Genomic DNA, 24,521 nt, shown 5'->3' with positions numbered 1-24,521 from the left:
GCCGCAGCGCAGAGGTCTTTTGCTTGACTTGATGCTGCGCTGCGGCGAACCCCTGCGGCCATGGACACGATCGTTACCGCCATCCTGCTTGGCATCGTCGAGGGGCTTACCGAGTTCCTTCCGGTCTCCTCGACCGGGCACCTCATCCTTGCGACCGAACTGTTCGGCTATGACGCACACCAGTGGGCGATGTTCAACGTCGTGATCCAGCTGGGTGCGATCCTCGCGGTCGTGGTCCAGTACTGGCGCACGTTCTGGGCCGTGGGCATGGGCCTGCTCAAGCTCAACCCGATGTCGCTGCGCTTCCTGCGCAACCTGCTCACTGCCTTCATCCCCTCTGCCGTCCTCGGCCTTGCGCTCAAGAAGTACATCGACGTACTGCTGGGCAGCCCCGCCGTGGTGTGCTGGGCGCTGATCGTCGGTGGCATCGCCATCCTGTTTATCGAAAAGCGTGCGAAGACCGGCGAACTGACCGGTATCGGCGAATTGCCGGTGCGCCAGGCGCTCGGCGTCGGCCTGGCGCAGTGTCTCGCGATGGTTCCCGGCGTGAGCCGTTCAGGCGCCACGATCATGGGCGCGCTTGCCATGGGCATCGAACGGCGCACCGCGGCGGAATTCAGCTTCTTCCTCGCAATCCCCACCATGCTCGGTGCAACCACGCTCGAACTGCTCGACAATCGCGATGCCGTGATGGCCGGCACGATGGGCGTGGGCTGGACCGAAATCGCCATCGGCTTTGCCGTGTCGTTCGTCGTCGCACTGGCGGTGATCCGCATGTTCGTCGCGTATGTCAGCCGCTCGGGATTCAAGCCGTTTGCGTGGTATCGCATAGTCGCGGGATCGGTGGCGCTGATCTGGCTGGGACTGCGCTAAGTTAAACGACAATTACAAGGTCTTGAAAAACACCCTGCCGCAAACGCGGAACCAAGTGACTGGTCGGGCTTTCTACCGGCAACAGCACTTCAAAGGGGTACACAATCATGGGCCTTATCGTTCTTCTTATCGTCGGCGGCATTCTCGGCTGGCTGGCCAGCATCGTCATGCGCACTGACGCCCAGCAGGGCATCTTCCTGAACATCGTGGTCGGCATCGTCGGCGCGCTGCTCGGCGGCTTCCTGCTCGCTCCGCTGATCGGCGGCGGTTCGATCACCGACGGCATTTCGGCCGGTACGCTGATCGTTTCGTTCCTCGGCGCGCTGATCCTGCTGGCGATCGTGAACCTCGTTCGTCGCGGTTCGGTTCGTTAATCCTGATCAACTGATCACCAACCCGGAAGGCGGTTCGCAAGGGCCGCCTTCTCCATACCTGAAGGGGACTGACATGAAGGCAATTTTCAAGGGCGCCATGATGGCATCGGTTCTGGCCATGGGCTTCGGCCTCTCGGCTTGCGACAGCAAGCAGGAAAACGCCGCCGAAGACCAGGCTGACGCCGTGCGCCAGTCGTCGGAAGCTGCGGCTGACGCGATGGAAGACAAGGCTGACGCCATGGGCGGCGCCTCGGAAGACGCCATGGAAGCCAAGGCTGACGCCGTTCGCGAAACCGGCGAAAAGAAGGCCGACGCGATGGAAGATCAGGCTGACAAGATGGACAAGACCCCGGGCTGATCCGGAATCTTCTCCGCCTTTAGGCCGAAGGAGCCCGGCGCACCCTGGAAGGCGCCGGGCTTTTTCGTGCGCGACGAAAACATTGCCGAAACCTCGCGACGACCATCTGCTCCGCCGGGCCAACCTGCCGCCGACCCATGCCGCACCTATGCCCGACCTATGCCGGACCTGCCCTTCACCTTGACGTTCAGACCGGCGATGCGCCCGAGCCCCTGCCTCCGCGCAGATGATACTCCAGCGTACCCCGATGCAACACGTCGTCGACATCGATCACCGCGGTGTTGGCATAGGTGAACCCGGCGCCAAGCCCGCGATAGAGCCGGTCAAAATCGCGTTCGACCGTCTGGTGATAGAGATCGGCAAAGCTCTCGATCACGAAGTAGGTCGGCTGCAGGTCGTCTATCACGTAATCTGTGCGCATTACCCGGTCGACGTTGAGCATGATGCGATTGGGCGACTGCGCCTCGAGCGCGAAGACCGCCTCGGCCGGCCCGGACAGGATGCCTGCGCCATAGACGCGAGGTTCGCCCCCTTCCATCACCAGCCCGAACTCCACCGTATACCAGTAGAGCGCGCCCAATGATTTCAGGCGGTTATACCGCATCGCCTTCCAGCCGGCGCGGCCATACTCCTGCATATAGTCGGCATAAGTCGGGTCAGTCAGCATCGGCACGTGGCCGAACACGTCGTGAAAGACGTCAGGCTCCTGGATATAGTCGAAAGTCTCGCGCGTGCGGATGAAGTTCCCCGCCGGGAAGCGCCGGTTGGCGAGGTGCCAGAAGAACACGTGATCGGGAATCAGCATCGGCACGGGCACCACGCTCCACCCGGTCAACGCGCCCAGTTCATCGGACAGGCGGGCGAAATCCGGCACGCCGCCACGGCCAAGGTCGAGCCGTTCCAGCCCCTCGAGGAAAGCGGTGCAGGCCCGGCCCGGCAGCACTTCCATCTGCCGCGCGAAAAGCTCGTCCCAGATGTCATGCTCGTCCGCCGTGTACGCACGCTGCGCCGGCTCCAGCCAGTCTTCGCCCACGCGCCCGGGACGCTTGAGCGGCGCGGTATAGACACCGTCGGGCATCTCGGGCAGGCGCGTGAAATCGGTGGTCAGGTTGGCGGGAGCGGTCATCGTCTCTCAATCTGGTTTCTTATGCAACCAGTAGCACGATCTGCACCTACCGGCAAATTGCGCAATGAGTCTCTCCTCGCTTGACTTTGCCCCGATTCTCCCCCAACGGCCCGACCCTGTGACGGCGGCGTGGAAACGCGCCGCCACATTCGTTTTCAGTTTCGCGCGCGAAAGTTCAGGATAGAGCCATGGCAAAGCCCACCACCGTCAAGATCCGTCTGGTCTCGACCGCTGACACCGGCTTCTTCTACGTGACCAAGAAGAATCCCCGCAACACGACCGAGAAGATGACCTTCCGCAAGTATGACCCGGTCGTGCGCAAGCACGTCGAGTTCAAGGAAGCGAAGATCAAGTAATAGCGCTTTTCGCGCTTTACCCGTGAAGCCCGCCCCGCCATTTCTGGAAAGCCAGATATGGGAACCGGGGCGGTTCACGGCGAGTTCAACGCCGACACTTCAAGGAACGGCGATGAACAAGATCAAGACCTCGATTCGCAAGATGGGCCGTCCATTGGCGGCCCTTTCGCTTGGGCTCGCTGCGGCCACGCCCGCGATGCTCGCCGCGCCGACTGTTGCGCAGGCGCAGTCCTCCGACATCGAACGCGCTGTCTCCGCCCTGCGCGGCATCTCGACGCTGCGCGCCAACTTCGTGCAGACCGATCGCTCGGGCCAGAGCGTTTCAGGCGTGCTCACCCTCAAGCGCCCCGGCAAGATCCGCTTCCAGTACCAGAAGGGCGTGCCCCTGCTGATCGTGGGCGACGGCAAGGCGCTGACCATGATCGACTATGAAGTGCGCCAGGTGCAGCGCTGGCCGATCAGCAACAGCCCGCTGGGCGCACTGCTCGATCCGAACAAGGACGTCGCCCGCTTCGCCAAGCAGTTGCCGACCGGTGATCCGGGCGTGATCAGCCTGCAGGTGCGCGATCCCAAGCATCCCGAATACGGCACGATCACGATGATCTTCGTGCGCAATGCCGGCGCGCCGGGCGGCCTGCAGCTCGATTCGTGGGTTGCGCTGGATTCGCAGAACAAGCGCACCACCGTGCGCCTTTCGGGCCAGCAATATGGCGTCGCGGTTGACGACAAGACGTTCAAGTGGACCGACCCGCGTCGTCCGGTGACGCGCTAAGTCTTGACCCTTCCAACCGGTATTTCGTCACCCCGGCCTTGAGCCGAGACCCCGGATCAATTCCGGGGCGGCAGCCGCTTCATGAAAGGGTTTTCGCGCGCGATCACCGCCCGTCGCCTCAGACCTTCGCCTCATCCGCCAACCGTTCGCCCCTTGCGACAAGCTGCGACAAACTTGCAGACACCGTTCATCGGGGCGCAAGCGAAGCGGGCCTAGAACGGTGTTCGACGAGGCGGTCGAGGCGGGTTTCCCCCCTGTTGCCCGGTCTCCTGGAGACCTCCTCGCCAAGCGTGACGAACGCAAATGGAACCCTCGGACCAATGCCCCCGGTCCGAGGGTTTTCCGTTTCTCATTGGATTGACGACAGTCACGACCTTTTTCGTTGTTTCTTCTTTGATGACCCGATCAATCCTTGCTTCACCATTGAAGCAAAGATCTCGTCCGAGACCCATTTGAGTTCTGGTTCGCCAGTCCACGCAAAGACCCCTTTCGCACCCCGTGGAACCGGCAGTGGGCCACCAATCATTCCAGCGCACATAGGGGGATCGAATCCCCAACTCGGCTGAATTTTGACCTGACTGCCCGCGTGCAATCGTCCTTTAAAAGAGCGGAGAACACGAAACTTCCCGGGCTGACCATAATAGGCTTCACTCGAGAGTTCGCCGTAAACAATCGTTTCTGACATGCGGAAGACTGACGCCGCTGTTTGATCCACCGTCAGCGGTGGAGGCCCGACGTATCCTGGAGGAGGCGGAAGACAGGCAACGGCTGGAGCCGACGCTAAACCGAGTAAAAGTATGACAAGGCTACGGACCATGGTTTCGGCCTCCAGCAATCAAATTACACGAATCGATAAATCATCAAATGTTTAACTAGCGTTGTGGATGCCAGAGACTAAAGCACGTCACCCTGAACTAGTTTCAAGGTCCATCTCTCCCTATTCGACATCCGTTTTATGCCGCAAATGGATACTGAAACGAGTGCAGCATGACGTGCGAGGGGACAACCGGATAGCCCACCCCCACATCCCATCTAGCAATCGCCCCCCTGCAACCCTAAAGCAGCGCCATGATCTCGGTTGCCACATGGAACATCAATTCGGTCCGCTTGCGCGCCGATCAGGTTGAACGCTTTCTCACGCAGGAATCGCCTGATGTGCTGTGCCTGCAGGAGATCAAGACGCCGGAGAACCTGTTTCCACACGAGGTGTTCGAGAAGCTCGGCTACACCCACCGCGCGGTCCATGGGCAGAAGGGCTATCACGGCGTCGCCACCGTCAGCCGCATCCCGTTCCGCGATTTCAGCAAGCATGACTGGCAGGACAATGGCGAGGCGCGGCACATCGGCGTCGAACTGCTGGGGCCGGGCAACGGGCTGATCGTCGAGAACGTCTATATCCCCGCAGGCGGCGACGTGGCCGACCGCGAGGTGAACCCCAAGTTCGGCCAGAAGCTCGACTTCCTCGAGCGCATGACCCGCTGGGCCGAGAAGATCGAGCGCCCGACGCTGATCACCGGCGATTTCAACATCGCCCCGCTGGAATGCGACGTCTACGACCACAAGGCGCTGCTCAAGGTCGTCAGCCACACGCCCATCGAGGTCGAGACGCTGCAGCGCTTTGCCGATGCCCATGGCTGGGTCGATCTTGGCCGCAAGCATATCCCTGCGCCCGAGCGCAATTACTCGTGGTGGTCCTACCGCTCCTACTGGCGCGCCAAGGACCAGGGCCGCAGGCTCGACCATATGTGGGCCTCGCCTGAAGCCGCCGCGCAGACGCGCTCGCACCGCTTCGTGGAGGAAACGCGCAAGTGGGAGCAGCCTTCGGACCACATTCCGCTGATCACCGAGCTGGATTTGTGAGCGAATCCAGAAATGTAGCAAGAGCGCTCGACGCACTGCGCCACGGCTGGGCGATCCGCGTGACCGGCGTGGACGGCGCGCTCGATTTGCTGCCTGCAGAGACCGCCTTCGTGCAGCCGGGCATCTATGCTGCGCGCCTGCTCATCTCCGCCGCCCGCGCCGCGACGCTCAAGCTTGCCAACCAGCGCGATGCCGCCGTGCCGGAAGCGCCGGTTATGATCCATGGCGCGGAACCGTTCAGCCTGAACTCCGCACGCAATCTGGCAGACCCGGCGCAAGACCTTGGCAGTCCGTTGCGCGGACCGTTCAAGGCCGACCCGATCGAGGCGCATGACGCGGCTGTCGCCGCAATGGACATGGCGCGGCTGGCCGGCATCCTCCCCGCTTTTCTGGTCTCGACCGGGGTGGAGATTGCCGCAGAAGTTTCGACTGGAGACCTCGCGGCATTCAAGGACCCGCTGAACCTGACCATCCAGGCCCGCGCCCGCCTGCCGGTCCATGCGTGCGAACATGCCGAGATCGTGGCGTTTCGTGCACGCGACGACTTGCGCGAGCATGTGGCGCTGGTGATCGGCACGCAGACCAGCGAGCGCGAGCCGGTGGTACGGCTGCACAGCGAGTGCCTGACCGGAGATATCCTCGGCAGCCTGAAATGCGATTGCGGCCCGCAGCTTGATGCCGCCCTTGCCCGCATGGCCGAGGAAGCCAATGCGGGCGGCTGGGGCGTGTTGCTCTACCTGCGGCAGGAAGGCAGGGGCATCGGCCTGATCAACAAGCTGCGCGCCTATGAACTGCAGGACCAGGGCTTTGACACAGTCGACGCCAACGAGCGCCTCGGCTTGCCGAGCGAAGCGCGCGACTTTCCCGTGGCGGCACGGATGCTCGACCTGCTCGGCGTGCGCAGGGTCCGCTTGCTGACCAACAACCCGCAGAAGGTTGCGACCCTGCAGGCATTGGGAGTGGAGGTGACGGAGCGCGTAGCACATCAGCTCCCCGCCAACCCCCACAACCAGCGCTATCTCGACACGAAGCGGGACCGGACAGGTCATTTGCTGCGATAAGCGCATTTCCGGTCGGGCACGGGCGCAAAGCATGGGGCATGCCGGAGCACCATGGGCAACCAGCACCTTACACGTTATTTGGCCCGTATGCGCCGCGTGCTCGATCATATTGATGCCCAAGGGCACGAGCATCTGGGCGTTGATGAACTGGCGGCCGTTGCGGCGTTCTCACCATTCCATTTCCAGCGGCAGTTCTCGGCGCTGCTGGGCGTGGGCGTTGGAGAATACCAGCGGCAGACGCGGTTGCGGCGGGCAGCGATGCGACTTGCACATCGTCCCGGAGAAACCGTGACCGCCATTGCCCTCGATGCAGGCTATGGCAGCAACGAAGCATTTGCCCGCGCCTTTCGCAGCCTTCTTGGCCAGACGCCAAGCGCATTCAGGACCAGTCCGGACTGGCAGGCGCTGGACACGCTCGTGGACCGTCTAAACCGCCTCAGGAGCGAACACATGCAAGAACACTTCCAGTCTTCCGACGTCGAAATCGTGGACTTTCCGGAAACGCGGTTGCTTACGTTCGAGCACCGCGGTGCACCGGCACTGATCGGCGCGACGGTACAGCAATTTGTGGCTTTCCGACGCGCACATCGCCTGCCGCCGGAAGTTTGCGACACGTTCAACCTCTTCCCGGTCGATCCGATTACCACGCCCGCCGATGACTTCCACATGCTGCTTGGAGTTGCGACGCCGCGTCCCATCGAAGCTGACGGATTTTCGACCTGGACGATTCCGGCAATGCGCGCGGCGCGGATCGTCCAGATCGGTCAATCGGACAATCTCGCGCCGGGCTTCGATTTTCTCTACGGGCAATGGCTTCCGGCGACCGGCGAAGAAACGCACGACCATCCGCCCTTCGTACGGCGCGTCAGCTTCTACCCTGACGTACCGTTGCACGAGGCGGTGACCGAACTTTACCTGCCGCTCGCCTGATCTTTCACGCAGCGCGCCAGACGATCAGCATGACGGCGGCGGCAACTATGGCCGAGAACGCCAGTGCCCAGATCATGTCGCGGACCGAAAAGCGGTCGACGTGTTCTTCGCGAAAGCGGCGATAACCGCGTTCTGCAGCCGGGTTGCTGGCGACCAGCGCGACATCGAGCGCGCTGGCTTCGGAGCGGAACCAGTTGACCAGCATCTGCCGTTCTTCGGGCGTGACATCCGGGTAAGCGGCGAGGAGCGCCTCGACGTGGGCGCGGCGCGCGTCGACAGCCGACGCGATCGTGGAAGTGTTTGCCATCTTGGTATTCCTGAAATGCGTTTGATTGGCGCCAGAGGCGCAAGCGGCATTGTCAGGAAAGCGGCGGCGCTCTTGGTGCTGGACGATAGGCCAGCGGCAGTGGTGCGGGTGGAGCGGTCTGCGGTGGCCAGAAGCGAGCCGGGGCAACAACATTCAGCGGCTGGAAGGCTGCGAAAGCCAGCATTGGCGGTGGCGCCAGCGGCACCACGGCCCGCTGCACGGCAACGCGCTGCTGCGGCGCGACGGCAGTCTCGGCCGTGACCGCGCTGAACGCAGAGCCATGGCGCACCGTGGCCGGCGCCTCGAACGGCGCCACCGCGTGGGTAAGCACGGTCAGGGCCAGCAGGAAGGCCCAGAACCGCGTGCCCAATTTCAGGAGCAATGCGCTATGCACCTGCATCAGATAGGCATTTTGCCTCTCAAGGCCAACCCTCAGCGCTTTTCGAAGCGGGTCAGGCCAGTGCCGAGGGCATTAGCGCCGAGTGAAAGCGCATCGCCGGACCAGTCGGCAACGAAGGCCGACGAGCGCCTGACGCCGGGGGCGAAGCGCGCGTCGTTTCCGGTGATGGCAAGGCCGGACGAGGAATGCGTGCGCCCTTCGGCGGCGACGGCGATGAAGGCGCTGTAGTTTTCCTTGTCCTGCCCCTGCACGAACACGTTGTCGGCAATGCGCCCGGTAGCGCCGGCGGGCAGATCGATCATGTAGTTGGTGGTGCGGCCCGCGGAATCGTCGAAGCTCGATTGGGTGACCTCGACGCGGCCAGCGCGGCTCTTGACGTAGTGCCCGCCCCGCCCGGCCTCGAACCGGCTACGGCGGATGGTGACGCTGCCGTAATCACCGAAATAGACAGAGTGTGCACACGACAGGCCGCGATCGCAGCGGCCCAGGCGCGAGAAGGTCGACTTCTCGATCAGGACTGCGCCGGTGGGATCGTCAGCCGAAAGGATGCCCTGCTCGCTGTCACGGAACCAGGTCTGGCGCACGGTCAGATTGCCGCGCTCGAGACGGATGCCCGCGCCGTTGGCATCGGGCACGCGCACGTTCTGGAAGATAAGACCTTCGACCCGGGTCGAGCGGCCGCGCACGACCAGCGTCGCCTTGCTTTCGCAGGCTGCGCCATCGAAGATCGTCTTGCCCGGGACTTGCGCGATGAAGGCAACATCGCCGGCCTGCTGCACCGCGCAGTCGCGATAGGTACCCGGCTCTATGCTGATCGTGCCCGAGCCTTCGCCAATGGCATCGACGGCCTGCTGCAGGGCGGGAAAGGCACGACCGGTTTCCGTGACCGTATACGGTGCGCGCTGGCCCTGCGCCATGAGTGTCGTAGCCGGAATTGCAGCGACGACCGCAATCCCCAGCAGGAAGACGGCAAGGCGCTGGCCACGGTGGCGACGCTCTCTCGAGGCAAAAGGGTTGTACATGCGCATAGTCAGGTCCCCGGCGATTCTTGTAGCCGGGGTAGCGCGGAATGATTGACAGGCCCTTGCGTTCCCGTTCGGGCGCAGGGCCTGTCCGAAGGGACGGGATCAGTCAGAGGTGCCCCAACGCCACTTCCAACCGCCACGGGTGCGCCTGGCAGACACGACGGCAAGAACAGCGGTGGCGGCGACGAACAGGCCGAAAGACAGTCCTCGCGAGACACCGTCGTCCCGGTCCATCAGCAGCTTGAGCCCGCCCAGAAGCGCGATGTAGCTGGCCAGAAGCGCCCATCCCTGCCAGCGGATCGGCAAGCCCGAACCGTAGCCATAACGCTTGGGGGCAAACCACGCGTCGTCATCGGCAGGCTGGTGCACCACGGGTGGGCGGGTGGTGTAGCGTGGGTCAACCATCACTGTTCTCCGTTTTCGCCGGACGACCGCGCTTTACCGGCTCGGCCGCGGCGAGCTTGACGCCGCGCCTGGTCAAAGCCTCGCGCAGCAGCACTTCGATCTGGGCATTGGCCGAGCGCAAGTCGGCCGAGGCCGTGCGCTCGATCGCGGCGAAGAGCGCCGGATCGATGCGCAGCGGAAAGGCCTTCTTCGGGCTCGGCGCCATGCCTCTTCGCCTTACTGGTAGAGCGTGCCGGTGTTGACGACCGGCTGGGTATCGCGCTCACCACACAGCACGACCATGAGGTTCGAGACCATCGCGGCGCGGCGCTCGTCATCGAGTTCGACCACGTTCTTTTCCGAAAGCTGGGTCAGCGCCATCTCGACCATGGAGACTGCGCCTTCGACCAGCTTCTTGCGCGCCGAGATCACCGCCTCGGCCTGCTGACGGCGCAGCATGGCACCGGCAATCTCGGGCGCATAGGCAAGGTGCGTGAGGCCGCATTCGTCGACCGTGATGCCCGCCAGAACCAGCCGCGCGTTGAGTTCGGTACGCAATTCGGCGTTGATCTGGTCATGATGGCCACGCAGCGTGACTTCGTGATGCTCGATGTCGTCATAGGGATAGCGCGAACCGATCGAGCGCACCGCGCTTTCGATCTGAACGAAGACGAAGGCCTTGTAGTCATCCACGTCGAACAGGGCCTGCGCCGTATCGGACACGCGCCACACGACGTTGGCGGCGATCTCGATCGGGTTGCCGCGCAAGTCGTTCACCTTGAGCTTTTCGGACACGACGTTGTTGGCGCGTACCGATATCTTGGTCTTGGTCATCCAGGGCCAGACCCAGCGCAAGCCGTGGTTGCGATCCGTGCCACGATAGGAGCCGAACAGGTTGATCGCTGCCGCCTGGTTGGGCTGGATCATGTAGAAGCCCGAGGCGATGAATACGATGGCGACCGGCAGCGCGGCGATCGTGGCGATGAACCCCGGCACCTCGTCCTCCGCAGGGTTGCCGCTGGCAAAGCCCAGCACGCGCGCGCCCGTCAGCACGACGAGCACCACCATCAGGATCAACATGAGATAGCCGCTGATCGACCAGGCGCCGGTTTCGGTGCTGGCGCTATGTGTCTTCGACTCGGACATCGGAGATTCCCCTTAAATCTGATATCAAATTAATATCAAATCCTGTTCGGCTCGCAAGCACAATCGGATGGTCTTGCAATCTGGACCGAATCAGTCCACATTACTTCAGCGGACCGGGCCCCTCTGGCGCGGCGTTCTGGCCAAATGGCAGTTCGCTTCGTGATGTCGGACCGCATCGGGTAATGCCGATGCCAAGCGGGTCCGGGTCCTCTTCCCCCTCCTTCCCGATCTGGCTTTCGCGGGCTTCGGCATTCCCGATCGTAGCAACTGCTCGACTAGGGAGCTTGAAATGTCCGATCGTTATTTTCGCCTGATGGAGCGTCACCAGAAGCTCGACGAAGCGCTGCGCATCGCGCGCGACCCGCTCGACGTGCTGCGTCTGCGCAGCCTGAAGAGCGCGGTGAAGGCCCGTCTTGCGGCGCTGTTCCTGCGCCGTCCTGAAGCCGCTTTGGCAACAGTCTGAAATAGAGGAACGACCGCTGCGCCCTGGGCATTGCGTCAGGCAAATGGGGCGCGGTGGGGACTGGAGTCTGAACGATGGAATTCCTTTTTGCAGACTGGCTCGGCACGCCTGCGTGGTTCTGGCTGGCCTTCATCGGCCTCGTCGTCGCGCTGACCGCGTTTGACCTTGGCGTCCTCCACAAGGAGGACAAGGCGATGGGCATCGGTGAATCGCTGAAGCTGACCGCGTTCTACATCACCATCGCGCTGCTGTTTGGCGCGTGGGTCTGGGCCGAAAAGGGCGCGGACCTGGGCATGAAGTATTACACCGGCTTCTTCATCGAAAAGGCGCTGTCGATCGACAACGTCTTCGTGATCAGCCTGATCTTCACCTTCTTCGCGATCCCCGCCAAGTACCAGTACCGGGCGCTGCTGTGGGGCATCGTTGCCGTCATTTTCCTGCGCGGTGCGATGATTGCAGGCGGCGCGGCGCTGGTCGAACAGGCCTACTGGGTGCTCTATATCTTCGCGGCATTCCTGGTGTTCACCGGCATCAAGATGTTCTTTTCCAATGACCACGATCCCGACATCGGCAACAACCCTGCCGTGCGCTGGATCAGCCTGCACATGCGCGTGACCAAGGAACTGCACGACCAGAAGTTCTTCGTGAAGGTACCGGACGAGAAGACCGGCAAGCTGGTCAATGCGGCCACCCCGCTGTTCCTCGCGCTGGTGGTGATCAATCTGGCCGACCTGGTTTTTGCGGTTGATTCGGTGCCGGCGATCTTCGCCATCACCACCGATACCTTCATCGTCTACACCTCGAACATCATGGCGATCTTGGGTCTGCGCGCGCTGTACTTTGCACTGGCAGCGATGATCGACCGCTTCGCCTACCTCAAGTATGCGCTGGCCGCCGTGCTGGTATTCATCGGCAGCAAGATCTTCGTTTCGGATTTCCTGCTGGATGGCGAGAAGTTCCCGCCGGTTCTCAGTCTTGGCGTGACGCTCGCCCTGATCGCAGGGGGCGTGGTGTTCTCGCTGTACAAGACGCGGGGCCAGCCCCTGCACGATCCGGCAGAGACTATCGCTCCGGGCACTGTCAACTGAAGGGGCCCCTTCCCGGCAACGGGAGGGGGGTTTCCTTTCAGGCTACCACTGCCGGATGACCTCGAGGAAGCGGTCGCCATAGGCGTCGAGCTTGCGCGCGCCGACCCCGCCGATGTGGCCCAGTTCGGTCAGGCTTGCCGGCCTTGCTGCGGCCATTTCGCGCAGGACGGAATCGTGGAAGATGACGTAGGGCGGAACGCCGGCTTCCCGGGCCAGATCGCGGCGCAGGTTGCGCAACGCGTCGAACAGGGGATCGCCAACCGGATTGAGCGCACCGCCCGCACTGCCCCGGCGCCGGGCCGAGCGCCCTTCCTTCGGGGGCATGAGAACGAGCGGAACGTCTGCCTCCCCCTTGAGGATCGTGCGCGCATCGCCGCCCAGCGCCAGCCCGCCGTGCTCAGTCGCCACAAGCGCCCCCCTCGCCTGGAGAGCGCGGGTAAGCGGGCGCAGGAGCGGGGCTTCATCAGCGGTGACGATGCCGAAGACCGAGAGCTGATCGTGCCCGCGCTGCGTGACGCGATCATCGGCGACGCCGGTCAGCACTTTCTCGACATGGCCGAAGCCGAACGATTGGCCCGTGCGATAGACCGCCGAGAGCAGCTTGCGCGCGACCTCTGTCGCATCGGTGACGCGCGGGGCATCGAGGCAGTTGTCACAATTGCCGCAGGTCGGCGGCGGGTTCTCGCCGAAATGGCGGAGCAGCAGCGCGCGACGGCAGTGCGGGGTCTCGACCAGCGAGGCCAGCGCATCGATGCGGGTGCGCTCACCGGCGCGGCGATGCTCCTCGACTTCGGCAAGGCGGTGCCGCGCGCGCATGAAGTCTTCAGCGCCCCACAGCATTACCGCGACGGACGGATCGCCATCGCGGCCGGCGCGGCCGGTTTCCTGATAGTAGCTCTCGATCGACTTGGGGCAGGCGGCATGGGCAACGAAGCGCACGTCGGGCTTGTCGATGCCCATGCCGAAGGCGACCGTGGCGACCATGACCATGTCTTCGGAGGCGACGAAGCGCGCCTGATTGTCGGCGCGGACCTGCGGATCGAGCCCGGCGTGATAGGGCAGCACCGGCCTGCCGCTCGCCTGCAACTGCTGGCTGAGCTTCTCGACCTGTGCACGGGTGGGGGCATAGACGATGCCGGGGCCAGGGTTTTCAGCGATGACCGTCATCAGTTGGCGCAAGGGGTTGTCGCGCGGGGTGATGGCGTAACGGATGTTGGGCCGGTCAAACCCCGCGACGATCAGGCCCTCTTCGGGAATGCCGAGCTGGGCGAGGATGTCGGCACGGGTATGACGGTCGGCCGTGGCCGTGAGCGCGAGGCGCGGCACGTCCGGGAAGGCGTCCATCATCGGGCGCAGCAGACGGTAATCGGGGCGGAAATCGTGGCCCCATTCGGAAACGCAGTGCGCCTCGTCGATCGCGAACATGGCAACGCGGCCGCGCGTGAGCATCTCGAGGAAGTGCGGCTGGCTGGCGCGTTCCGGGGCGACGTAAAGCAGGTCGAGATCGCCGGAAAGGAATCGGTCGATCGTCTGGCCGCGATCCATGTCGACGCTGGTCAGCGTTGCGGCGCGGATGCCGTTGGCAGTCGCGCTGCGCAACTGGTCGTGCATCAGCGCAATCAGCGGCGAGACGACGACGCAAGTGCCGGGCAGCATGACCGCGGGGAGTTGATAGGTCAGCGACTTGCCGGCGCCCGTGGGCATGACCGCAAGCGTGGAACACCCCTCCAGCACGCGCTCCACCACGTCCGCCTGAACGCCGCGAAAGGCATTGAAGCCGAATACGGCGTGGAGACGATCGAGGATTTCGGATTGCGGGAATGCGGTCTGGGTGAAGGTCACCCGAGCGCTATGGCAGATCGTGCGCGCTCATTCCACGGCGGATAGTGCGACCATCATCGCGATGCAGCGCGACTTTCCGCTGCTGGCAGTTCGGCCAGCCAATGCGGCGGCTGGCCTGTGCTGGCCCAGTCTATCCCCCATGCGAAGACGAACGCCAGGGCGGCAACCGTGAGCAATGCCATCATGAACCAGTATCCGGGGCCATAGGCGGTGACGCGCTGCGGATCGGTGCGGTCATACCACACACGAAACACGCCCGACGGTCTCCACGAGCGTTGGACCTGCCTGCCGACCAGAGCGTGGATGCGCTGGCCCTCGGGCGTTTCGAACACCACCTCGTCCTCGATCCAGCGCTTGCCTTCGCCGTCGCGGATGTCAAACCCGCGCAGGGTACCGATCGATTGCTGCATATGCGCGAGATCGTCGAGGCGTTCGAGATCACTGTAGCCGCCCCTCCAGACGTGGGCGACCGCGACCTGCCAGCCGCGCAGCAGCGTGGCAGAGCGGTAAAGGCACCAGCACAGGCCGAGGACCAGAGCGGCGACGCCTGCCATCAGGAGATCGACGGGTTCCATCCCGCCGATCTCTAGCGTGAGCGCGTTAATGGACCGTTGGCTTGGCCAGTGCCTTCAGCTTCGGCGTGACCATCGGCACGGTCAGCATCGTGCTCATCACTGCCATCAGCAGGAGCGCGGTGAAGGTCTCGTTGGTGACGATGCCCTTGTCGAGCAGGACGTTGACGAAGATGATCATGATCAGTGCCTTGGTCTGGAGCATCCAGCCGATGATCGAAGCCTCGCCCTTGGCCCATCCCAGCACGCGACCGGCGATGCGCACGCCCGCAAGCTTGCCTGCGACCGAGGCGACAAGGAACAGTAACGCCGCGCCAAAAACGGCAAGACCGCCGACGTCCCATTTGGTGCGCAGGCCGGTCGAGAGGAAGAACACGGGCATGACGGCGAGCAGGAGGAACTGGCGGAAGCCATCAAGCCGGTCGCGGGTGAACCAGTGCGCATCGAGCACGGCGCCTGCCAGGAATGCGCCGACCATGAAATGCAGGCCGCACCAGTCGGCAGCGAAGCCGACCATGGCGAGCCAGATAAGCGAGACGTACCAGCGGTCGTTTTCGGACAGGCGGCGAAACAAGGCGCGGACGGCCCATGAAGCAAGGGCAAAGCCGAGGAGGAAGATACCCTGCCGCTCGACCCGGTGCCAATCCACCAGGATCAGCGCGAGGACGCCCCAGATCGCAATGTCGTCGAGGCTGGCATAGCGAAGCAGGCGCTGGCCAAGGGGTTCGCGGAAGATTCCGAGCTTTTCCATAAGGAGGACAAGGATCGGCAGCGCCGTGACCGCGCAGGCCATGCCGATGCCTAGCACTGCCTGCGTGTAGCTGCCATTCGGGCCGATCCAGCCGGGCGTCCGCAATAACAGGGCGGCCGCAAGCGCTCCGGTGACAAGCGGAGTAAGCAGGGCACCGGCTGCCGTGATCGCCGTCTCGCGGCGGTTGGCCCAGGCATCGGTGATATCGAGTTCGAGTCCGGCCACGAAGACGAACATCATCACCGCCCACCAGGCAATACCGTTCAGCGAGCCGATCACCTGCGCATTGAAGACGAAGGCATAGTAATCGGGAACGGCCGCGCCGAGCACGCCCGGGCCAAGCAGGATGCCGCCGATGATCTGCACCACCACCAAGGGCGCCCAGTAATCGGTGCGAAGCAACCGCCAGACAAGATATGGCAGAGCAAGAATGATCGTCAGCGCGATCAGGAACACTTCCGTTGTGCCCATGGCGGGCGCGGCTGGCGGCACTGGCTTTATCCCCCGAAGTGCCGTCGTCTATGCAAGGGTGCGACGGCTTGTCCAATCGATCCGAAAGGCCATATCCTCCATCAAGGAGACAGCCAATGACCTTTGACCTTGGCAAGGCCCTGTTGCGCAAGGAAGAATACGAATCCGCGCGCCTGACCGAGTTCGAGTTTGCAGAGATGGTGCGCGCGCTGAAAGCCTTGGCCGCCGAACTTGCCACGCCCGTGGAGCCAATGCTGGGCATTCTGGCAGAACGCGGGCTGTCAGCGGCGCTTGGGCATCTGCGCGAACTGGCCGAGCGAGACGTTGAAGCAGATTACTTGCGCTGCCGGGCCAACGCGCGGGCGAGGCTGATCGAGGAGCGTGGCGATCCCTCTCCGGTAAGACTCGGCTGAAAGTTCTATTACCGCTTAACCATGTTGCGGGTCCGGCAAGGTGCGTTGCCGGAGGTTAAGCGCCGGTTTGCCCGGTCCTGACAGCTTGTCTGCCATGGCGGATCGGTCCGCCGCGACGGGAGATATTCGATGGGCATTGAAGGGCGCGACAGCTTCGTCCGGCGAGAGGAATGCAAGGCGGCGTGGGAAAGCGAAGTGGAATTTGCCGAGATGGCGCGGGTGCTTAAGGCGCTGGCGGTGGAGCTTGGGCAGGACACCGACGCGGCGCTGGGTGAACTGGCGGCGCATGGGCTTGGCGCGGCGCTGGGCGTGCTGGCGGGGCAGGGCGAGGTTTCGGGCGTGGAGGCCGATTACCTCAGGCGGCGAGCCATGTCGCGGGTGGATGCGAGCCGGTTGCAGTAGCCCCCCGGCCCTCGTCATTCCCGCGCAGGCGGCAATGACGAGGGTTTTGAGGAGGTTTGGCCTTAGTCGAGATTCGGCCGCAGCCAGCGTTCCATGACCGGCACTTCCCAGCCGCGCCGTCCCGCGTAGTCTTCGAGCTGGTCGCGACCGATGGTGGCGACGCCGAAGTACTGGCTTTCGGGATGGGAGAAGTAGAAGCCCGAGACCGCCGAGGTCGGCAGCATGGCCTGCGATTCGGTCAGCGTAATGCCCGCGGTGTTGGTGGCATCGAGCAGGTCGAACAGGATCGGCTTGAGCGTGTGGTCCGGGCAGGCCGGATATCCCGGCGCCGGACGGATGCCGCGGTATTGTTCGCGGATCAGAGCCTCGTTGGTGAGTTGCTCGCCCGGCGCATAGGCCCAGAGCGTGGTGCGCACATACTGGTGCAGGCGCTCGGCGAAAGCTTCGGCAAAGCGATCGGCCAAGGCCTTCAGCAGGATGTCCGAATAGTCGTCGTTATCCGCCTTGAAGCGGGCGAGGTGCTCATCGATGCCGTGGATGCCAACGGCAAAGCCGCCGATCCAGTCGCCCGCCGGGTCGATGAAGTCCGCAAGGCAGAAGTTGGCGCGGCCGCGGCTCTTGATGAACTGCTGGCGCAGGAACGGCAGGCGCACCGAGAGCTCGTCGTCGTTGGGATGCAGGATCACGTCATCGCCGTGCCCTTCTCTCATATCCCGGGCGCAGGGCCAGAACTGGGCGACGCCCTTGGCGGTGAGCCACTTCTCGGCGATGATCTTTTCCAGCATCGCGCGGGCATCGGCGTAGAGGCTGCGCGCGGATTCGCCGATGATCTCGTCCTCAAGGATCGCGGGGTACGTGCCCGCGAGTTCCCATGAGCGGAAGAACGGCGTCCAGTCGAAGCATTCGACCAAATCGGTGAGGTCCCAGTCCTCGAACACATGGCGGCCGGGCTGTTCGGGCGGCGGGGCCTTTTCCGAAAAGTCCGGCGCGAAGGCATTGAGGCGCGCATCTTCGAGGCTGAGCAGCTTCGAGGCGCCCTTCCCTGCCCGGGCATCGCGAACATGCTGGTAGTCGGCAGCGGTAGCCTTGATGAAGCCTTGCGCCTGCGTGTCCGACAGCAGCTGCGAGGCAACCCCGACAGCGCGGCTGGCATCAAGCACGTGAACGACCGGGCCATCATAGGCAGGATCGATGCGCAGCGCGGTGTGGACCTTGCTGGTGGTGGCACCACCGATCAACAGCGGGATGGTCATGCCCGCACGCTGCATTTCCTCGGCAACGGTGACCATTTCGTCGAGCGAGGGGGTGATCAGGCCGGACAGGCCGATCATGTCGACCTGTTCCTTCTTTGCGACGTCGAGGATTGTTGCCCATGGCACCATCACGCCAAGGTCGATCACCTCGTAGCCGTTGCACTGCAGGACAACGCCGACGATGTTCTTGCCGATATCGTGAACGTCGCCCTTGACGGTGGCCATGATGATCCGGCCCTTCGCCTTCGCACCTGCTTCCTTCTCGGCTTCGATGAACGGGATGAGGTGGGCGACGGCCTTCTTCATCACGCGAGCGGACTTCACCACCTGCGGCAGGAACATCTTCCCCGAGCCGAACAGATCGCCGACCGTGTTCATGCCTTCCATCAGCGGGCCTTCGATCACTTCGATCGGACGACCGCCCCGCGCAGCGATGGCGGCGCGGGCCTCTTCGGTATCATCGACGACAAACGCGTCGATGCCCTTGACCAGCGCGTGTTCAAGGCGGCGGACGACGTCCCAGCCGCGCCATTCCTCGGCTTCCTTTTCGGCAACCTTGTCCTTGCCCTTGAAGCTTTCGGCGAGTTCGATCAGGCGCTCGGTCGCGGTCTTGCCGTCATCGGAGGCAGGCTTGCGATTGAGCACTACATCCTCGCAGGCTTCGCGCAGCACCGGGTCGATCTGGTCGTAGATATCGAGCTGGCCGGCGTTGACGATGGCCATGTCCATGCCCGCCGGAATGGCGTGGTAGAGGAACACCGAGTGCATCGCGCGGCGCACGATCTCGTTGCCGCGGAAGCTGAACGAGAGGTTCGAGAGGCCGCCCGAGATATGGACGTGCGGGCAGCGCGCCTTGATCTCGCGAGTCGCCTCGATGAAGTCGAGCCCGTAGTTGTCATGCTCCTCGATGCCAGTGGCAACGGCGAAGACGTTGGGGTCGAAAATGATGTCCTCGGGCGGGAAGCCGATGCCCACGAGCAGCTTGTAGGCACGCTCGCAGATCTCGACCTTGCGCTCCTTGGTGTCGGCCTGACCCTTCTCGTCAAAGGCCATGACGACGACGGCGGCGCCGTAGTCCATGCACAGGCGGGCGTGATGGAGGAAGGCGTCCTCGCCCTCTTTCATGCTGATCGAGTTGACGATCGGTTTGCCCGAAACGCACTTGAGACCCGCCTCGATGACGTCCCACTTGGAGCTGTCGATCATCACCGGCACCCGGGCGATGTCCGGCTCTGCAGCGATGAGCTTGAGGAACGTGGTCATCGCCTCAAGCGCGTCGAGCAGGCCCTCGTCCATGTTGACGTCAATCACCTGCGCGCCGTTCTCGACCTGCTGGCGCGCGACCTCGACGGCCTTGGGGTAATCTCCTGCGAGGATCAGCTTCTTGAACGCGGCAGAGCCGGTGACGTTGGTGCGTTCGCCGACGTTGACGAAGCGCGAGCCGGTAAATGTATTGGTCATGGAAATCAGGCAGCCATTACAAAAGGTTCAAGCCCGGCGAGGCGGGTGACGGTGGCGGGCACGGCCACCTTGCGCGGAGGCAGCGCCTTCACCGCCTTTGCCATCGCGGCAATGTGGGCTGGCGTGGAGCCGCAACAGCCGCCGAGCACGTTGACCTGACCGTGGTCGGCCCATTCCTTGACAAGACCGGCGGTGGTCTGCGGCATCTCGTCATATTCACCGAGTTCGTTGGGCAGGCCTGCATTGGGATAGACCATGATCAGCGTGTCCGAGATCTCGGAGAGCGTCTTGACGTGCGGGCGCAGCTGGGTGGCGCCGAACGAGCAGTTCAGGCCGATGGTGAGCGGCTTGGCATGGCGGATCGCATACCAGAACGCTTCGACCGTGTGGCCCGAGAGGTTGCGGCCCGACAGGTCGGTCAGGGTCATGGACATCATGATCGGGATCTCGCGGCCCAGCTCCTTCTCGACCTTGCGGACGGACATGACACCGGCCTTCGCGTTGAGCGTATCGAACACCGTCTCGATCAGGATGAAGTCCGCGCCGCCTTCGACAAGGGCGTGCACCTGTTCGGCGTAAACGTCGACGAGGTGGTCCCAGTCGATCTCGCGGAAGCCGGGATCGTTGACGTCCGGGCTGAGCGAGAGCGTCTTGTTCGTCGGGCCGATCGCCCCTGCGACAAAGCGGGGGCGGCCATCTTTTGCCGTGAATTCATCGGCCACGCGGCGCGCGAGCCTGGCGCTTTCGACGTTGATTTCGCGGACCAGATGTTCGGCAGCGTAATCGGCCTGGCTGATGCGGTTGGCGCTGAAAGTGTTGGTTTCGGCAATGTCGGCCCCGGCCTTGAAATAGGCGCGGTGGATCGATTCCGGCACTTCGGGCTTCGTCAGCGCGAGGATGTCGTTGTTGCCCTTCTGGTCCTTCGCCAAGCCGAGCGTGCCGGCATAGTCCGCTTCGGACAACTTGAAGTTCTGGATCTCGGTGCCGAACGCGCCATCGGTAATGAGAATGCGCTGCGCGGCCTGTTCAAGGAAGGCGGTGCGGGCGGTTGAGGGAATCAGGGTCACGCGGCTTTCTCCAGCGCCGGAGCCTTGGGGCGAAGGCCAAGCAAGTGGCAGATCGCGTAGGACAGTTCGGCGCGGTTGAGGGTGTAGAAATGGAAATCGCGCACGCCGCCGGCATAGAGACGGCGGCAGAACTCGGCGGCGATGGTCGCGGCGACGAGCTGGCGCGAGGCTGGGTGGGTGTCGAGCCCTTCGAACAGGCCGTCCATCCAAGCCGGAATAGCGGCACCACAGGCCGCGGCAAACTTGCGAGTCTGGGCAACGTTCGAGACGGGAAGGATGCCGGGAAGCACCGGTGCATCGATGCCGGCAGCGGCCAGCTTGTCGCGGAAGCGAAAGAAGGTTTCGGGTTCGAAGAAGAACTGGCTGATCGCGCGGGTGGCGCCAGCATCGAGCTTGCGCTTGAGGTTGTCGATGTCGGCTTGGCTGCTTGGCGAATCCGGATGGGATTCAGGATAAGCCGCGACCGAGATTTCGAACGGTGCGATCTGCTTCAGGCCAGCGACGAGTTCAGCGGCGTTGGCGTAGCCTTCGGGGTGCGGGGTGAAAGGCACGCCAGGAGCGCCCATGTCACCACGCAGGGCGACGATGTGGCGCACACCTGCTTCCCAGTAGCTTTCGGCAACTTCGCGGATTTCGGCCTTGGTGGCATTGACGCAGGTCAGGTGCGCGGCGGCGGGAAGCTTGGCTTCCTTGATAATGCGCGCGACGGTCCCGTGGGTGCGGTCACGCGTGGAGCCGCCCGCGCCGTAGGTGACCGAGACGAACTTCGGCTGCAGCGGCCCCAGCGTTTCGACCACGTCCCAAAGCTGCGCCATCAGCGCGTCGGTCTTCGGCGGGAAGAATTCGAACGAAACATCGATGTCGCCCGGGAGCCCGGCAAACAGCGGGGTATCGAGCGCGGTGCGGGCTTCGCGTAACTGGTCGTAACTGGCGTTCATGGGACTTTCCGGCTTTGCCGCGGTTCTAGGTGCGCCACGCTGTCTTCCCGGCGGGTACCGGTCCACAGCTTGACGACGAGTTCGTGGCCTGGGAGCGCACGGGTTTCGTGGGGGACGAACCCGGCATCGAGCAGCATCGCCTTGATCTGGCTGTCCGAGAAGCCGAGGCGGGCGTGGGCGTGGGTCTGGCGCAGATCCTCGCGATCATGCGCGGCGAAGTCGACGATGGCGATGCGGCCGCCCGGCGCGGTTACGCGGGCGGCGCCGGCCAGCACGGCTTCGGGCGCCTGGGCATAGTGCAGGACCTGATGGAACAGCACGGTGTCGAAGCTGCGCGCGGCAAACGGGATCTGCGCGAAATCGCCCTGCACCAGCTCGACGCTGTCGGCGCGCAAGTGCTGCAGCCTGGCGCGGGCGATGCGCAGCATGTCGGGGCTCTTGTCGAACGCGACAACGTGGGCGGCATGGGGCGCCAGCAGTTCGGCAATCCGGCCGGTGCCGGTGCCGACATCGAGCATTCGGCCCAATTTCGTTTGGGATGCCCCTGCGCCGCCTGCAAGATCGAGCAGCATCTCGGTCAGGGCGGCTTCGACCGGGCCATCCTCGATGTGGAGGGAACGCAGTTCGTCCCACTCCTCGGCATGACGCGAGAACCAGTCGAGAGCGTGGGATTCGCGCGAGGACCTGATCGCATCGAGGTGCTGGCGGTCTTCGGCGCAGCGACGACCGAAGGCCGTGTCTTCCTGCTCAGCGATTGTGAGCAAGCGGGCGATCGCAGCGGCAAGCGGGCTGGCGGAACTTTCCGAGATGGAACTACGCAGGAAAACCCAGGCGCCCTCCTTGCGACGCTCTGCCAAACCCGAATCGCACAGGATCTTTATGTGGCGCGAAACACGCGGCTGGCTTTGACCAAGAACTTGCGCGACTTCACCCACGGCCAGCTCCATGCTGGCGAGGAGGCGCAGAATGCGCAGGCGCGTAGGGTCGTCAAGCGCACGGATAGCGTCGTGAATTGCCATGCGGGAAGCCATATAAAGAAACCTTTATACGTGTCAATTGATATAACAGGAGCCTTATATCAATTGTTAGAGTTGGAGGCGAGCAGACGCAACGAAGGTTTGCGTTGCCATCGGGCGCCCGATAGAACCACCCGACGAGACGCCCGCGCCTGCCACCATCGGGCGCTTCAGATGAACCGGGTTAAAGAGAGATATCCGATGAAGAAGTACGCAAGCCTCGCAATCGTCGCCGCAGCAGCCTTGGGCCTGTCGGCCTGCGGCCGTTCCGATGATGCATCGGAAGCTGCAAGCGAAGACACGGTCGAAATGCCGGCAGACGAACTTCCGATGGCTGAGCCTTCGGCCGAGGCTGCGCCGCTGCCGGCAACCGAAGCTTCGGCTGCTGCCGACGCCCAGGTCGACCCCGTGCGCGATGCAGCCAACAATGCCGCCGCCGTGGCTGCTGCTGCACAGGCAGCAAACGCCGAGGAAGGCGAAGAGCAGCCCGCGCAATAAGCGCCGCTGGCTCCTGCCCCATGCCAGCTTCGCTGCTGCGCAAGACCATGTTCGGAATCGTCGCTTCGGCGGCGATTTCGGCATGTGGTCCGAAAGAAGAAGAAAAGCCCGGCGGCGTATCGAAGGATGAAGCCGCCGCGCTCGATGCTGCGGCTGAGATACTCGACAAGCGGCCATTGCCGGACCTGCCCGAAGCAGCGGCGCCAGCTCAGCCCGCGCCTGCCCCTTCCGCATCCTGAGCGCCGCGCGCAACCAGCCACAAGCGTAATGCACCTGCCAGCCCCGGCGGATTGCTGCTGCCCATGCGCTCGACATCGATCCGCGCGACTAGGGCGTTGAGCGGAACACCCTCACGCAAGGCCGCTTCGCGCAGCATGTCCCAGAACAACGGCTCCAGGCTGATCGAGGTCTTGTGCCCGGCGATCTCGACCGAGCGCTTGACCGGCGGATGATAGATGGACGCCATTTATTCGCGATACGATTCATTGTCGGCGGTCGGCAATATCCGGAACGCTCCAGATGCGTGGCAGATGCCGATGACCGACGCTGCACCGCGCCTGCCAGGGCCAAGCGCGGTGCAGCCGTTGTCAGTACATGTGCTGACCGCCATTCAGCGACATCGTCGAACCGGTGACGAATCCACCTTCGTCGGCGGTCAGGAAAGCAACGCCGCGAGCGATTTCCTCGGCGTGGCCAAGGCGGCCGACCGGGATCTTGGCGACGATCTTTTCCAGCACCGGTGCCGGAACAGCGGCGACCATGTCGGTATCGATGTAGCCCGGCGCAATGGCGTTGACCGTCACACCATACTTGGCGCCTTCCTGCGCGAGAGCCTTCGTGAAGCCATGGATGCCCGACTTGGCGGCGGCATAGTTGACCTGGCCGTATTGCCCTGCCTGGCCGTTGATCGAGCCGATGTTGACGATACGGCCCCAGCCGCGTTCGCGCATGCCAGGGAAGGTTGCCTTGGCCATGTTGAAGCAACCGCCAAGGTTGATGCGCATGACTTCGTTCCAGTCATCGAAGCTCATCTTGTGGAGCACGCCATCGCGGGTGACGCCGGCGTTGTTCACGACGATATCGATTTCACCCACTTCCGCCGCGATCGTCGTGCACCCCTTCAACACGGCATCATGGTCACCAACGTCGAAGCGATAGGCGGGAATGCCGGTTTCGGCCGTGAAAGCGCGGGCCTTTTCTTCATTGCCCGCGTAGTTCGCCACGACAGTACGGCCCTGTGCCTTGAGCGCGAGACAGATCGCCTGGCCGATTCCGCGTGTTCCACCAGTGACGACAGCAACTCTAGACATGCAT

The 24,521-nt window shown here is 63.6% G+C and carries 31 protein-coding genes; 14 read left to right on the top strand and 17 right to left on the bottom strand.

Features of this window, described 5'->3' with window-relative positions; genetic code table 11:
• The first annotated feature begins 60 nt into the window (after window positions 1-60).
• The 3 genes from B9A23_RS12995 (at window position 61) to B9A23_RS12985 (ending at window position 1,605) form a co-directional block, all read left to right on the top strand.
• Window positions 61-873, top strand: coding sequence for an undecaprenyl-diphosphate phosphatase (locus tag B9A23_RS12995; RefSeq protein ID WP_084279478.1), 813 nt, complete (start codon window positions 61-63; stop codon window positions 871-873).
• Window positions 874-980: 107 nt separating this feature from the next.
• Window positions 981-1,247, top strand: coding sequence for a GlsB/YeaQ/YmgE family stress response membrane protein (locus B9A23_RS12990; protein ID WP_084279477.1), 267 nt, complete (start codon window positions 981-983; stop codon window positions 1,245-1,247).
• Between the two features lie 73 nt (window positions 1,248-1,320).
• The gene (locus B9A23_RS12985) at window positions 1,321-1,605 is read left to right on the top strand and encodes a hypothetical protein (protein ID WP_084279476.1); all 285 of its coding nucleotides are present in this window, start codon (window positions 1,321-1,323) and stop codon (window positions 1,603-1,605) included.
• Between the two features lie 187 nt (window positions 1,606-1,792).
• Here B9A23_RS12985 and phhA read toward each other — a convergent pair whose 3' ends face one another.
• On the bottom strand, window positions 1,793-2,731 hold the full coding sequence (phhA, locus tag B9A23_RS12980) for a phenylalanine 4-monooxygenase (RefSeq protein ID WP_254895101.1): 939 nt from the start codon (window positions 2,729-2,731) through the stop codon (window positions 1,793-1,795).
• A gap of 188 nt (window positions 2,732-2,919) precedes the next feature.
• Here phhA and rpmG point away from each other — a divergent pair, with 188 nt between their 5' ends.
• Both rpmG and B9A23_RS12970 read left to right on the top strand, forming a co-directional pair.
• On the top strand, window positions 2,920-3,087 hold the full coding sequence (gene rpmG / locus B9A23_RS12975; RefSeq protein ID WP_011446825.1) for a 50S ribosomal protein L33: 168 nt from the start codon (window positions 2,920-2,922) through the stop codon (window positions 3,085-3,087).
• Window positions 3,088-3,199: 112 nt separating this feature from the next.
• Entirely contained in the window at window positions 3,200-3,859 is a 660-nt protein-coding gene (locus tag B9A23_RS12970; RefSeq protein ID WP_084279475.1) for a LolA family protein, read from the top strand.
• 367 nt (window positions 3,860-4,226) lie between these two features.
• Here the strand turns inward: B9A23_RS12970 and B9A23_RS22275 are convergent, their stop codons facing one another.
• Window positions 4,227-4,544 (bottom strand): hypothetical protein, encoded by a 318-nt coding sequence (locus B9A23_RS22275; protein WP_139797452.1) that lies wholly within the window; start codon window positions 4,542-4,544, stop codon window positions 4,227-4,229.
• Between the two features lie 383 nt (window positions 4,545-4,927).
• Between B9A23_RS22275 and B9A23_RS12965 the strand changes: the two genes are divergently transcribed.
• From B9A23_RS12965 to B9A23_RS12955, 3 genes are all read left to right on the top strand, one after another.
• Complete coding sequence (locus B9A23_RS12965) at window positions 4,928-5,719, top strand: exodeoxyribonuclease III (RefSeq protein WP_084279474.1); 792 nt, start codon at window positions 4,928-4,930, stop codon at window positions 5,717-5,719.
• Window positions 5,716-6,780 carry a GTP cyclohydrolase II gene (gene ribA, locus B9A23_RS12960; protein ID WP_084279473.1) on the top strand — a complete coding sequence of 355 codons (1,065 nt, stop codon included), beginning with the start codon at window positions 5,716-5,718 and terminating at the stop codon, window positions 6,778-6,780. Before B9A23_RS12965 ends, ribA begins: the two co-directional genes overlap by 4 nt.
• A gap of 87 nt (window positions 6,781-6,867) precedes the next feature.
• A complete protein-coding gene (locus B9A23_RS12955; protein ID WP_254895110.1) occupies window positions 6,868-7,710 on the top strand; it encodes an AraC family transcriptional regulator in 843 nt (280 codons plus the stop codon).
• Window positions 7,711-7,714: 4 nt separating this feature from the next.
• Here B9A23_RS12955 and B9A23_RS12950 read toward each other — a convergent pair whose 3' ends face one another.
• From B9A23_RS12950 to B9A23_RS12925, 6 genes are all read right to left on the bottom strand, one after another.
• Complete coding sequence (locus tag B9A23_RS12950; protein WP_084279471.1) at window positions 7,715-8,017, bottom strand: hypothetical protein; 303 nt, start codon at window positions 8,015-8,017, stop codon at window positions 7,715-7,717.
• Window positions 8,018-8,069: 52 nt separating this feature from the next.
• Window positions 8,070-8,399: a hypothetical protein gene (locus B9A23_RS12945; protein ID WP_139797451.1), complete on the bottom strand. Its 330-nt coding sequence runs from the start codon at window positions 8,397-8,399 to the stop codon at window positions 8,070-8,072.
• Window positions 8,400-8,449: 50 nt separating this feature from the next.
• Complete coding sequence (locus tag B9A23_RS12940) at window positions 8,450-9,445, bottom strand: right-handed parallel beta-helix repeat-containing protein (protein WP_084279469.1); 996 nt, start codon at window positions 9,443-9,445, stop codon at window positions 8,450-8,452.
• Between the two features lie 99 nt (window positions 9,446-9,544).
• On the bottom strand, window positions 9,545-9,847 hold the full coding sequence (locus B9A23_RS12935; protein WP_084279468.1) for a hypothetical protein: 303 nt from the start codon (window positions 9,845-9,847) through the stop codon (window positions 9,545-9,547).
• Window positions 9,840-10,052 (bottom strand): type II toxin-antitoxin system antitoxin, encoded by a 213-nt coding sequence (locus B9A23_RS12930; RefSeq protein ID WP_084279467.1) that lies wholly within the window; start codon window positions 10,050-10,052, stop codon window positions 9,840-9,842. Before B9A23_RS12930 ends, B9A23_RS12935 begins: the two co-directional genes overlap by 8 nt.
• Before the next feature lie 11 nt (window positions 10,053-10,063).
• Window positions 10,064-10,972, bottom strand: coding sequence for an SPFH domain-containing protein (locus tag B9A23_RS12925; protein ID WP_084279466.1), 909 nt, complete (start codon window positions 10,970-10,972; stop codon window positions 10,064-10,066).
• 289 nt (window positions 10,973-11,261) lie between these two features.
• Between B9A23_RS12925 and B9A23_RS12920 the strand changes: the two genes are divergently transcribed.
• A complete protein-coding gene (locus tag B9A23_RS12920) occupies window positions 11,262-11,435 on the top strand; it encodes a DUF465 domain-containing protein (protein ID WP_084279465.1) in 174 nt (57 codons plus the stop codon).
• 74 nt (window positions 11,436-11,509) lie between these two features.
• Window positions 11,510-12,523 carry a TerC family protein gene (locus tag B9A23_RS12915; protein WP_084279464.1) on the top strand — a complete coding sequence of 338 codons (1,014 nt, stop codon included), beginning with the start codon at window positions 11,510-11,512 and terminating at the stop codon, window positions 12,521-12,523.
• A 42-nt stretch (window positions 12,524-12,565) separates the two neighbouring features.
• Here B9A23_RS12915 and recQ read toward each other — a convergent pair whose 3' ends face one another.
• The 3 genes from recQ to B9A23_RS12900 are packed head-to-tail and all read right to left on the bottom strand — an operon-like array spanning window position 12,566 to window position 16,159.
• Window positions 12,566-14,365: a DNA helicase RecQ gene (recQ, locus tag B9A23_RS12910; protein ID WP_176217981.1), complete on the bottom strand. Its 1,800-nt coding sequence runs from the start codon at window positions 14,363-14,365 to the stop codon at window positions 12,566-12,568.
• 53 nt (window positions 14,366-14,418) lie between these two features.
• Entirely contained in the window at window positions 14,419-14,940 is a 522-nt protein-coding gene (locus B9A23_RS12905) for a DUF3592 domain-containing protein (RefSeq protein WP_084279463.1), read from the bottom strand.
• Window positions 14,941-14,965: 25 nt separating this feature from the next.
• A complete protein-coding gene (locus tag B9A23_RS12900; protein WP_084279579.1) occupies window positions 14,966-16,159 on the bottom strand; it encodes a cation:proton antiporter in 1,194 nt (397 codons plus the stop codon).
• 116 nt (window positions 16,160-16,275) lie between these two features.
• Between B9A23_RS12900 and B9A23_RS12895 the strand changes: the two genes are divergently transcribed.
• Together B9A23_RS12895 and B9A23_RS12890 are read left to right on the top strand one after the other, a co-directional pair.
• Window positions 16,276-16,572 carry a hypothetical protein gene (locus tag B9A23_RS12895; RefSeq protein ID WP_084279462.1) on the top strand — a complete coding sequence of 99 codons (297 nt, stop codon included), beginning with the start codon at window positions 16,276-16,278 and terminating at the stop codon, window positions 16,570-16,572.
• 129 nt (window positions 16,573-16,701) lie between these two features.
• Entirely contained in the window at window positions 16,702-16,974 is a 273-nt protein-coding gene (locus B9A23_RS12890) for a hypothetical protein (protein WP_084279461.1), read from the top strand.
• Between the two features lie 62 nt (window positions 16,975-17,036).
• On the opposite strand, the gene metH is transcribed toward B9A23_RS12890, so the two are convergent.
• Genes metH through B9A23_RS12870 form a run of 4 tightly spaced genes read right to left on the bottom strand, consistent with a single transcriptional unit; the run spans window position 17,037 to window position 22,724 of the window.
• Entirely contained in the window at window positions 17,037-19,688 is a 2,652-nt protein-coding gene (gene metH, locus B9A23_RS12885; RefSeq protein WP_084279460.1) for a methionine synthase, read from the bottom strand.
• A gap of 5 nt (window positions 19,689-19,693) precedes the next feature.
• Complete coding sequence (locus B9A23_RS12880; protein ID WP_084279459.1) at window positions 19,694-20,755, bottom strand: homocysteine S-methyltransferase family protein; 1,062 nt, start codon at window positions 20,753-20,755, stop codon at window positions 19,694-19,696.
• Complete coding sequence (gene metF, locus B9A23_RS12875; protein WP_084279458.1) at window positions 20,752-21,693, bottom strand: methylenetetrahydrofolate reductase [NAD(P)H]; 942 nt, start codon at window positions 21,691-21,693, stop codon at window positions 20,752-20,754. The genes B9A23_RS12880 and metF overlap by 4 nt, the downstream gene beginning before the upstream one ends.
• The gene (locus B9A23_RS12870; protein ID WP_084279457.1) at window positions 21,690-22,724 is read right to left on the bottom strand and encodes an ArsR/SmtB family transcription factor; all 1,035 of its coding nucleotides are present in this window, start codon (window positions 22,722-22,724) and stop codon (window positions 21,690-21,692) included. The genes metF and B9A23_RS12870 overlap by 4 nt, the downstream gene beginning before the upstream one ends.
• Window positions 22,725-22,910: 186 nt before the next feature.
• Here B9A23_RS12870 and B9A23_RS12865 point away from each other — a divergent pair, with 186 nt between their 5' ends.
• A complete protein-coding gene (locus tag B9A23_RS12865; RefSeq protein WP_084279456.1) occupies window positions 22,911-23,207 on the top strand; it encodes a hypothetical protein in 297 nt (98 codons plus the stop codon).
• A 20-nt stretch (window positions 23,208-23,227) separates the two neighbouring features.
• Window positions 23,228-23,446 carry a hypothetical protein gene (locus B9A23_RS12860; RefSeq protein ID WP_084279455.1) on the top strand — a complete coding sequence of 73 codons (219 nt, stop codon included), beginning with the start codon at window positions 23,228-23,230 and terminating at the stop codon, window positions 23,444-23,446.
• Here the strand turns inward: B9A23_RS12860 and B9A23_RS12855 are convergent.
• Both B9A23_RS12855 and phbB read right to left on the bottom strand, forming a co-directional pair.
• Entirely contained in the window at window positions 23,416-23,673 is a 258-nt protein-coding gene (locus B9A23_RS12855; protein ID WP_084279454.1) for a ribbon-helix-helix domain-containing protein, read from the bottom strand. The genes B9A23_RS12860 and B9A23_RS12855 overlap by 31 nt on opposite strands.
• Before the next feature lie 121 nt (window positions 23,674-23,794).
• Window positions 23,795-24,517 (bottom strand): acetoacetyl-CoA reductase, encoded by a 723-nt coding sequence (phbB, locus tag B9A23_RS12850; RefSeq protein WP_084279453.1) that lies wholly within the window; start codon window positions 24,515-24,517, stop codon window positions 23,795-23,797.
• Window positions 24,518-24,521: the final 4 nt, after the last annotated feature.

Source organism: Novosphingobium sp. B1 (assembly GCF_900176395.1).
Lineage (GTDB): Bacteria > Pseudomonadota > Alphaproteobacteria > Sphingomonadales > Sphingomonadaceae > Novosphingobium.
This window is presented reverse-complemented; position numbering and strand designations above follow the sequence as displayed.

Bases quoted from the DNA above. Each gene is read 5' to 3' on its own strand.
- B9A23_RS12995 (WP_084279478.1), top strand. From the start codon at position 61: ATGGACACGATCGTTACCGCCATCCTGCTTGGCATCGTCGAGGGGCTT.
- B9A23_RS12990 (WP_084279477.1), top strand. From the start codon at position 981: ATGGGCCTTATCGTTCTTCTTATCGTCGGCGGCATTCTCGGCTGGCTG.
- B9A23_RS12985 (WP_084279476.1), top strand. From the start codon at position 1,321: ATGAAGGCAATTTTCAAGGGCGCCATGATGGCATCGGTTCTGGCCATG.
- phhA (WP_254895101.1), bottom strand. From the start codon at position 2,731: ATGACCGCTCCCGCCAACCTGACCACCGATTTCACGCGCCTGCCCGAG.
- rpmG (WP_011446825.1), top strand. From the start codon at position 2,920: ATGGCAAAGCCCACCACCGTCAAGATCCGTCTGGTCTCGACCGCTGAC.
- B9A23_RS12970 (WP_084279475.1), top strand. From the start codon at position 3,200: ATGAACAAGATCAAGACCTCGATTCGCAAGATGGGCCGTCCATTGGCG.
- B9A23_RS22275 (WP_139797452.1), bottom strand. From the start codon at position 4,544: ATGTCAGAAACGATTGTTTACGGCGAACTCTCGAGTGAAGCCTATTAT.
- B9A23_RS12965 (WP_084279474.1), top strand. From the start codon at position 4,928: ATGATCTCGGTTGCCACATGGAACATCAATTCGGTCCGCTTGCGCGCC.
- B9A23_RS12955 (WP_254895110.1), top strand. From the start codon at position 6,868: ATGCGCCGCGTGCTCGATCATATTGATGCCCAAGGGCACGAGCATCTG.
- B9A23_RS12950 (WP_084279471.1), bottom strand. From the start codon at position 8,017: ATGGCAAACACTTCCACGATCGCGTCGGCTGTCGACGCGCGCCGCGCC.
- B9A23_RS12940 (WP_084279469.1), bottom strand. From the start codon at position 9,445: ATGCGCATGTACAACCCTTTTGCCTCGAGAGAGCGTCGCCACCGTGGC.
- B9A23_RS12935 (WP_084279468.1), bottom strand. From the start codon at position 9,847: ATGGTTGACCCACGCTACACCACCCGCCCACCCGTGGTGCACCAGCCT.
- B9A23_RS12930 (WP_084279467.1), bottom strand. From the start codon at position 10,052: ATGGCGCCGAGCCCGAAGAAGGCCTTTCCGCTGCGCATCGATCCGGCG.
- B9A23_RS12925 (WP_084279466.1), bottom strand. From the start codon at position 10,972: ATGTCCGAGTCGAAGACACATAGCGCCAGCACCGAAACCGGCGCCTGG.
- B9A23_RS12920 (WP_084279465.1), top strand. From the start codon at position 11,262: ATGTCCGATCGTTATTTTCGCCTGATGGAGCGTCACCAGAAGCTCGAC.
- B9A23_RS12915 (WP_084279464.1), top strand. From the start codon at position 11,510: ATGGAATTCCTTTTTGCAGACTGGCTCGGCACGCCTGCGTGGTTCTGG.
- B9A23_RS12905 (WP_084279463.1), bottom strand. From the start codon at position 14,940: ATGGAACCCGTCGATCTCCTGATGGCAGGCGTCGCCGCTCTGGTCCTC.
- B9A23_RS12900 (WP_084279579.1), bottom strand. From the start codon at position 16,159: ATGGGCACAACGGAAGTGTTCCTGATCGCGCTGACGATCATTCTTGCT.
- B9A23_RS12895 (WP_084279462.1), top strand. From the start codon at position 16,276: ATGACCTTTGACCTTGGCAAGGCCCTGTTGCGCAAGGAAGAATACGAA.
- B9A23_RS12890 (WP_084279461.1), top strand. From the start codon at position 16,702: ATGGGCATTGAAGGGCGCGACAGCTTCGTCCGGCGAGAGGAATGCAAG.
- metH (WP_084279460.1), bottom strand. From the start codon at position 19,688: ATGACCAATACATTTACCGGCTCGCGCTTCGTCAACGTCGGCGAACGC.
- metF (WP_084279458.1), bottom strand. From the start codon at position 21,693: ATGAACGCCAGTTACGACCAGTTACGCGAAGCCCGCACCGCGCTCGAT.
- B9A23_RS12870 (WP_084279457.1), bottom strand. From the start codon at position 22,724: ATGGCTTCCCGCATGGCAATTCACGACGCTATCCGTGCGCTTGACGAC.
- B9A23_RS12865 (WP_084279456.1), top strand. From the start codon at position 22,911: ATGAAGAAGTACGCAAGCCTCGCAATCGTCGCCGCAGCAGCCTTGGGC.
- B9A23_RS12860 (WP_084279455.1), top strand. From the start codon at position 23,228: ATGCCAGCTTCGCTGCTGCGCAAGACCATGTTCGGAATCGTCGCTTCG.
- B9A23_RS12855 (WP_084279454.1), bottom strand. From the start codon at position 23,673: ATGGCGTCCATCTATCATCCGCCGGTCAAGCGCTCGGTCGAGATCGCC.
- phbB (WP_084279453.1), bottom strand. From the start codon at position 24,517: ATGTCTAGAGTTGCTGTCGTCACTGGTGGAACACGCGGAATCGGCCAG.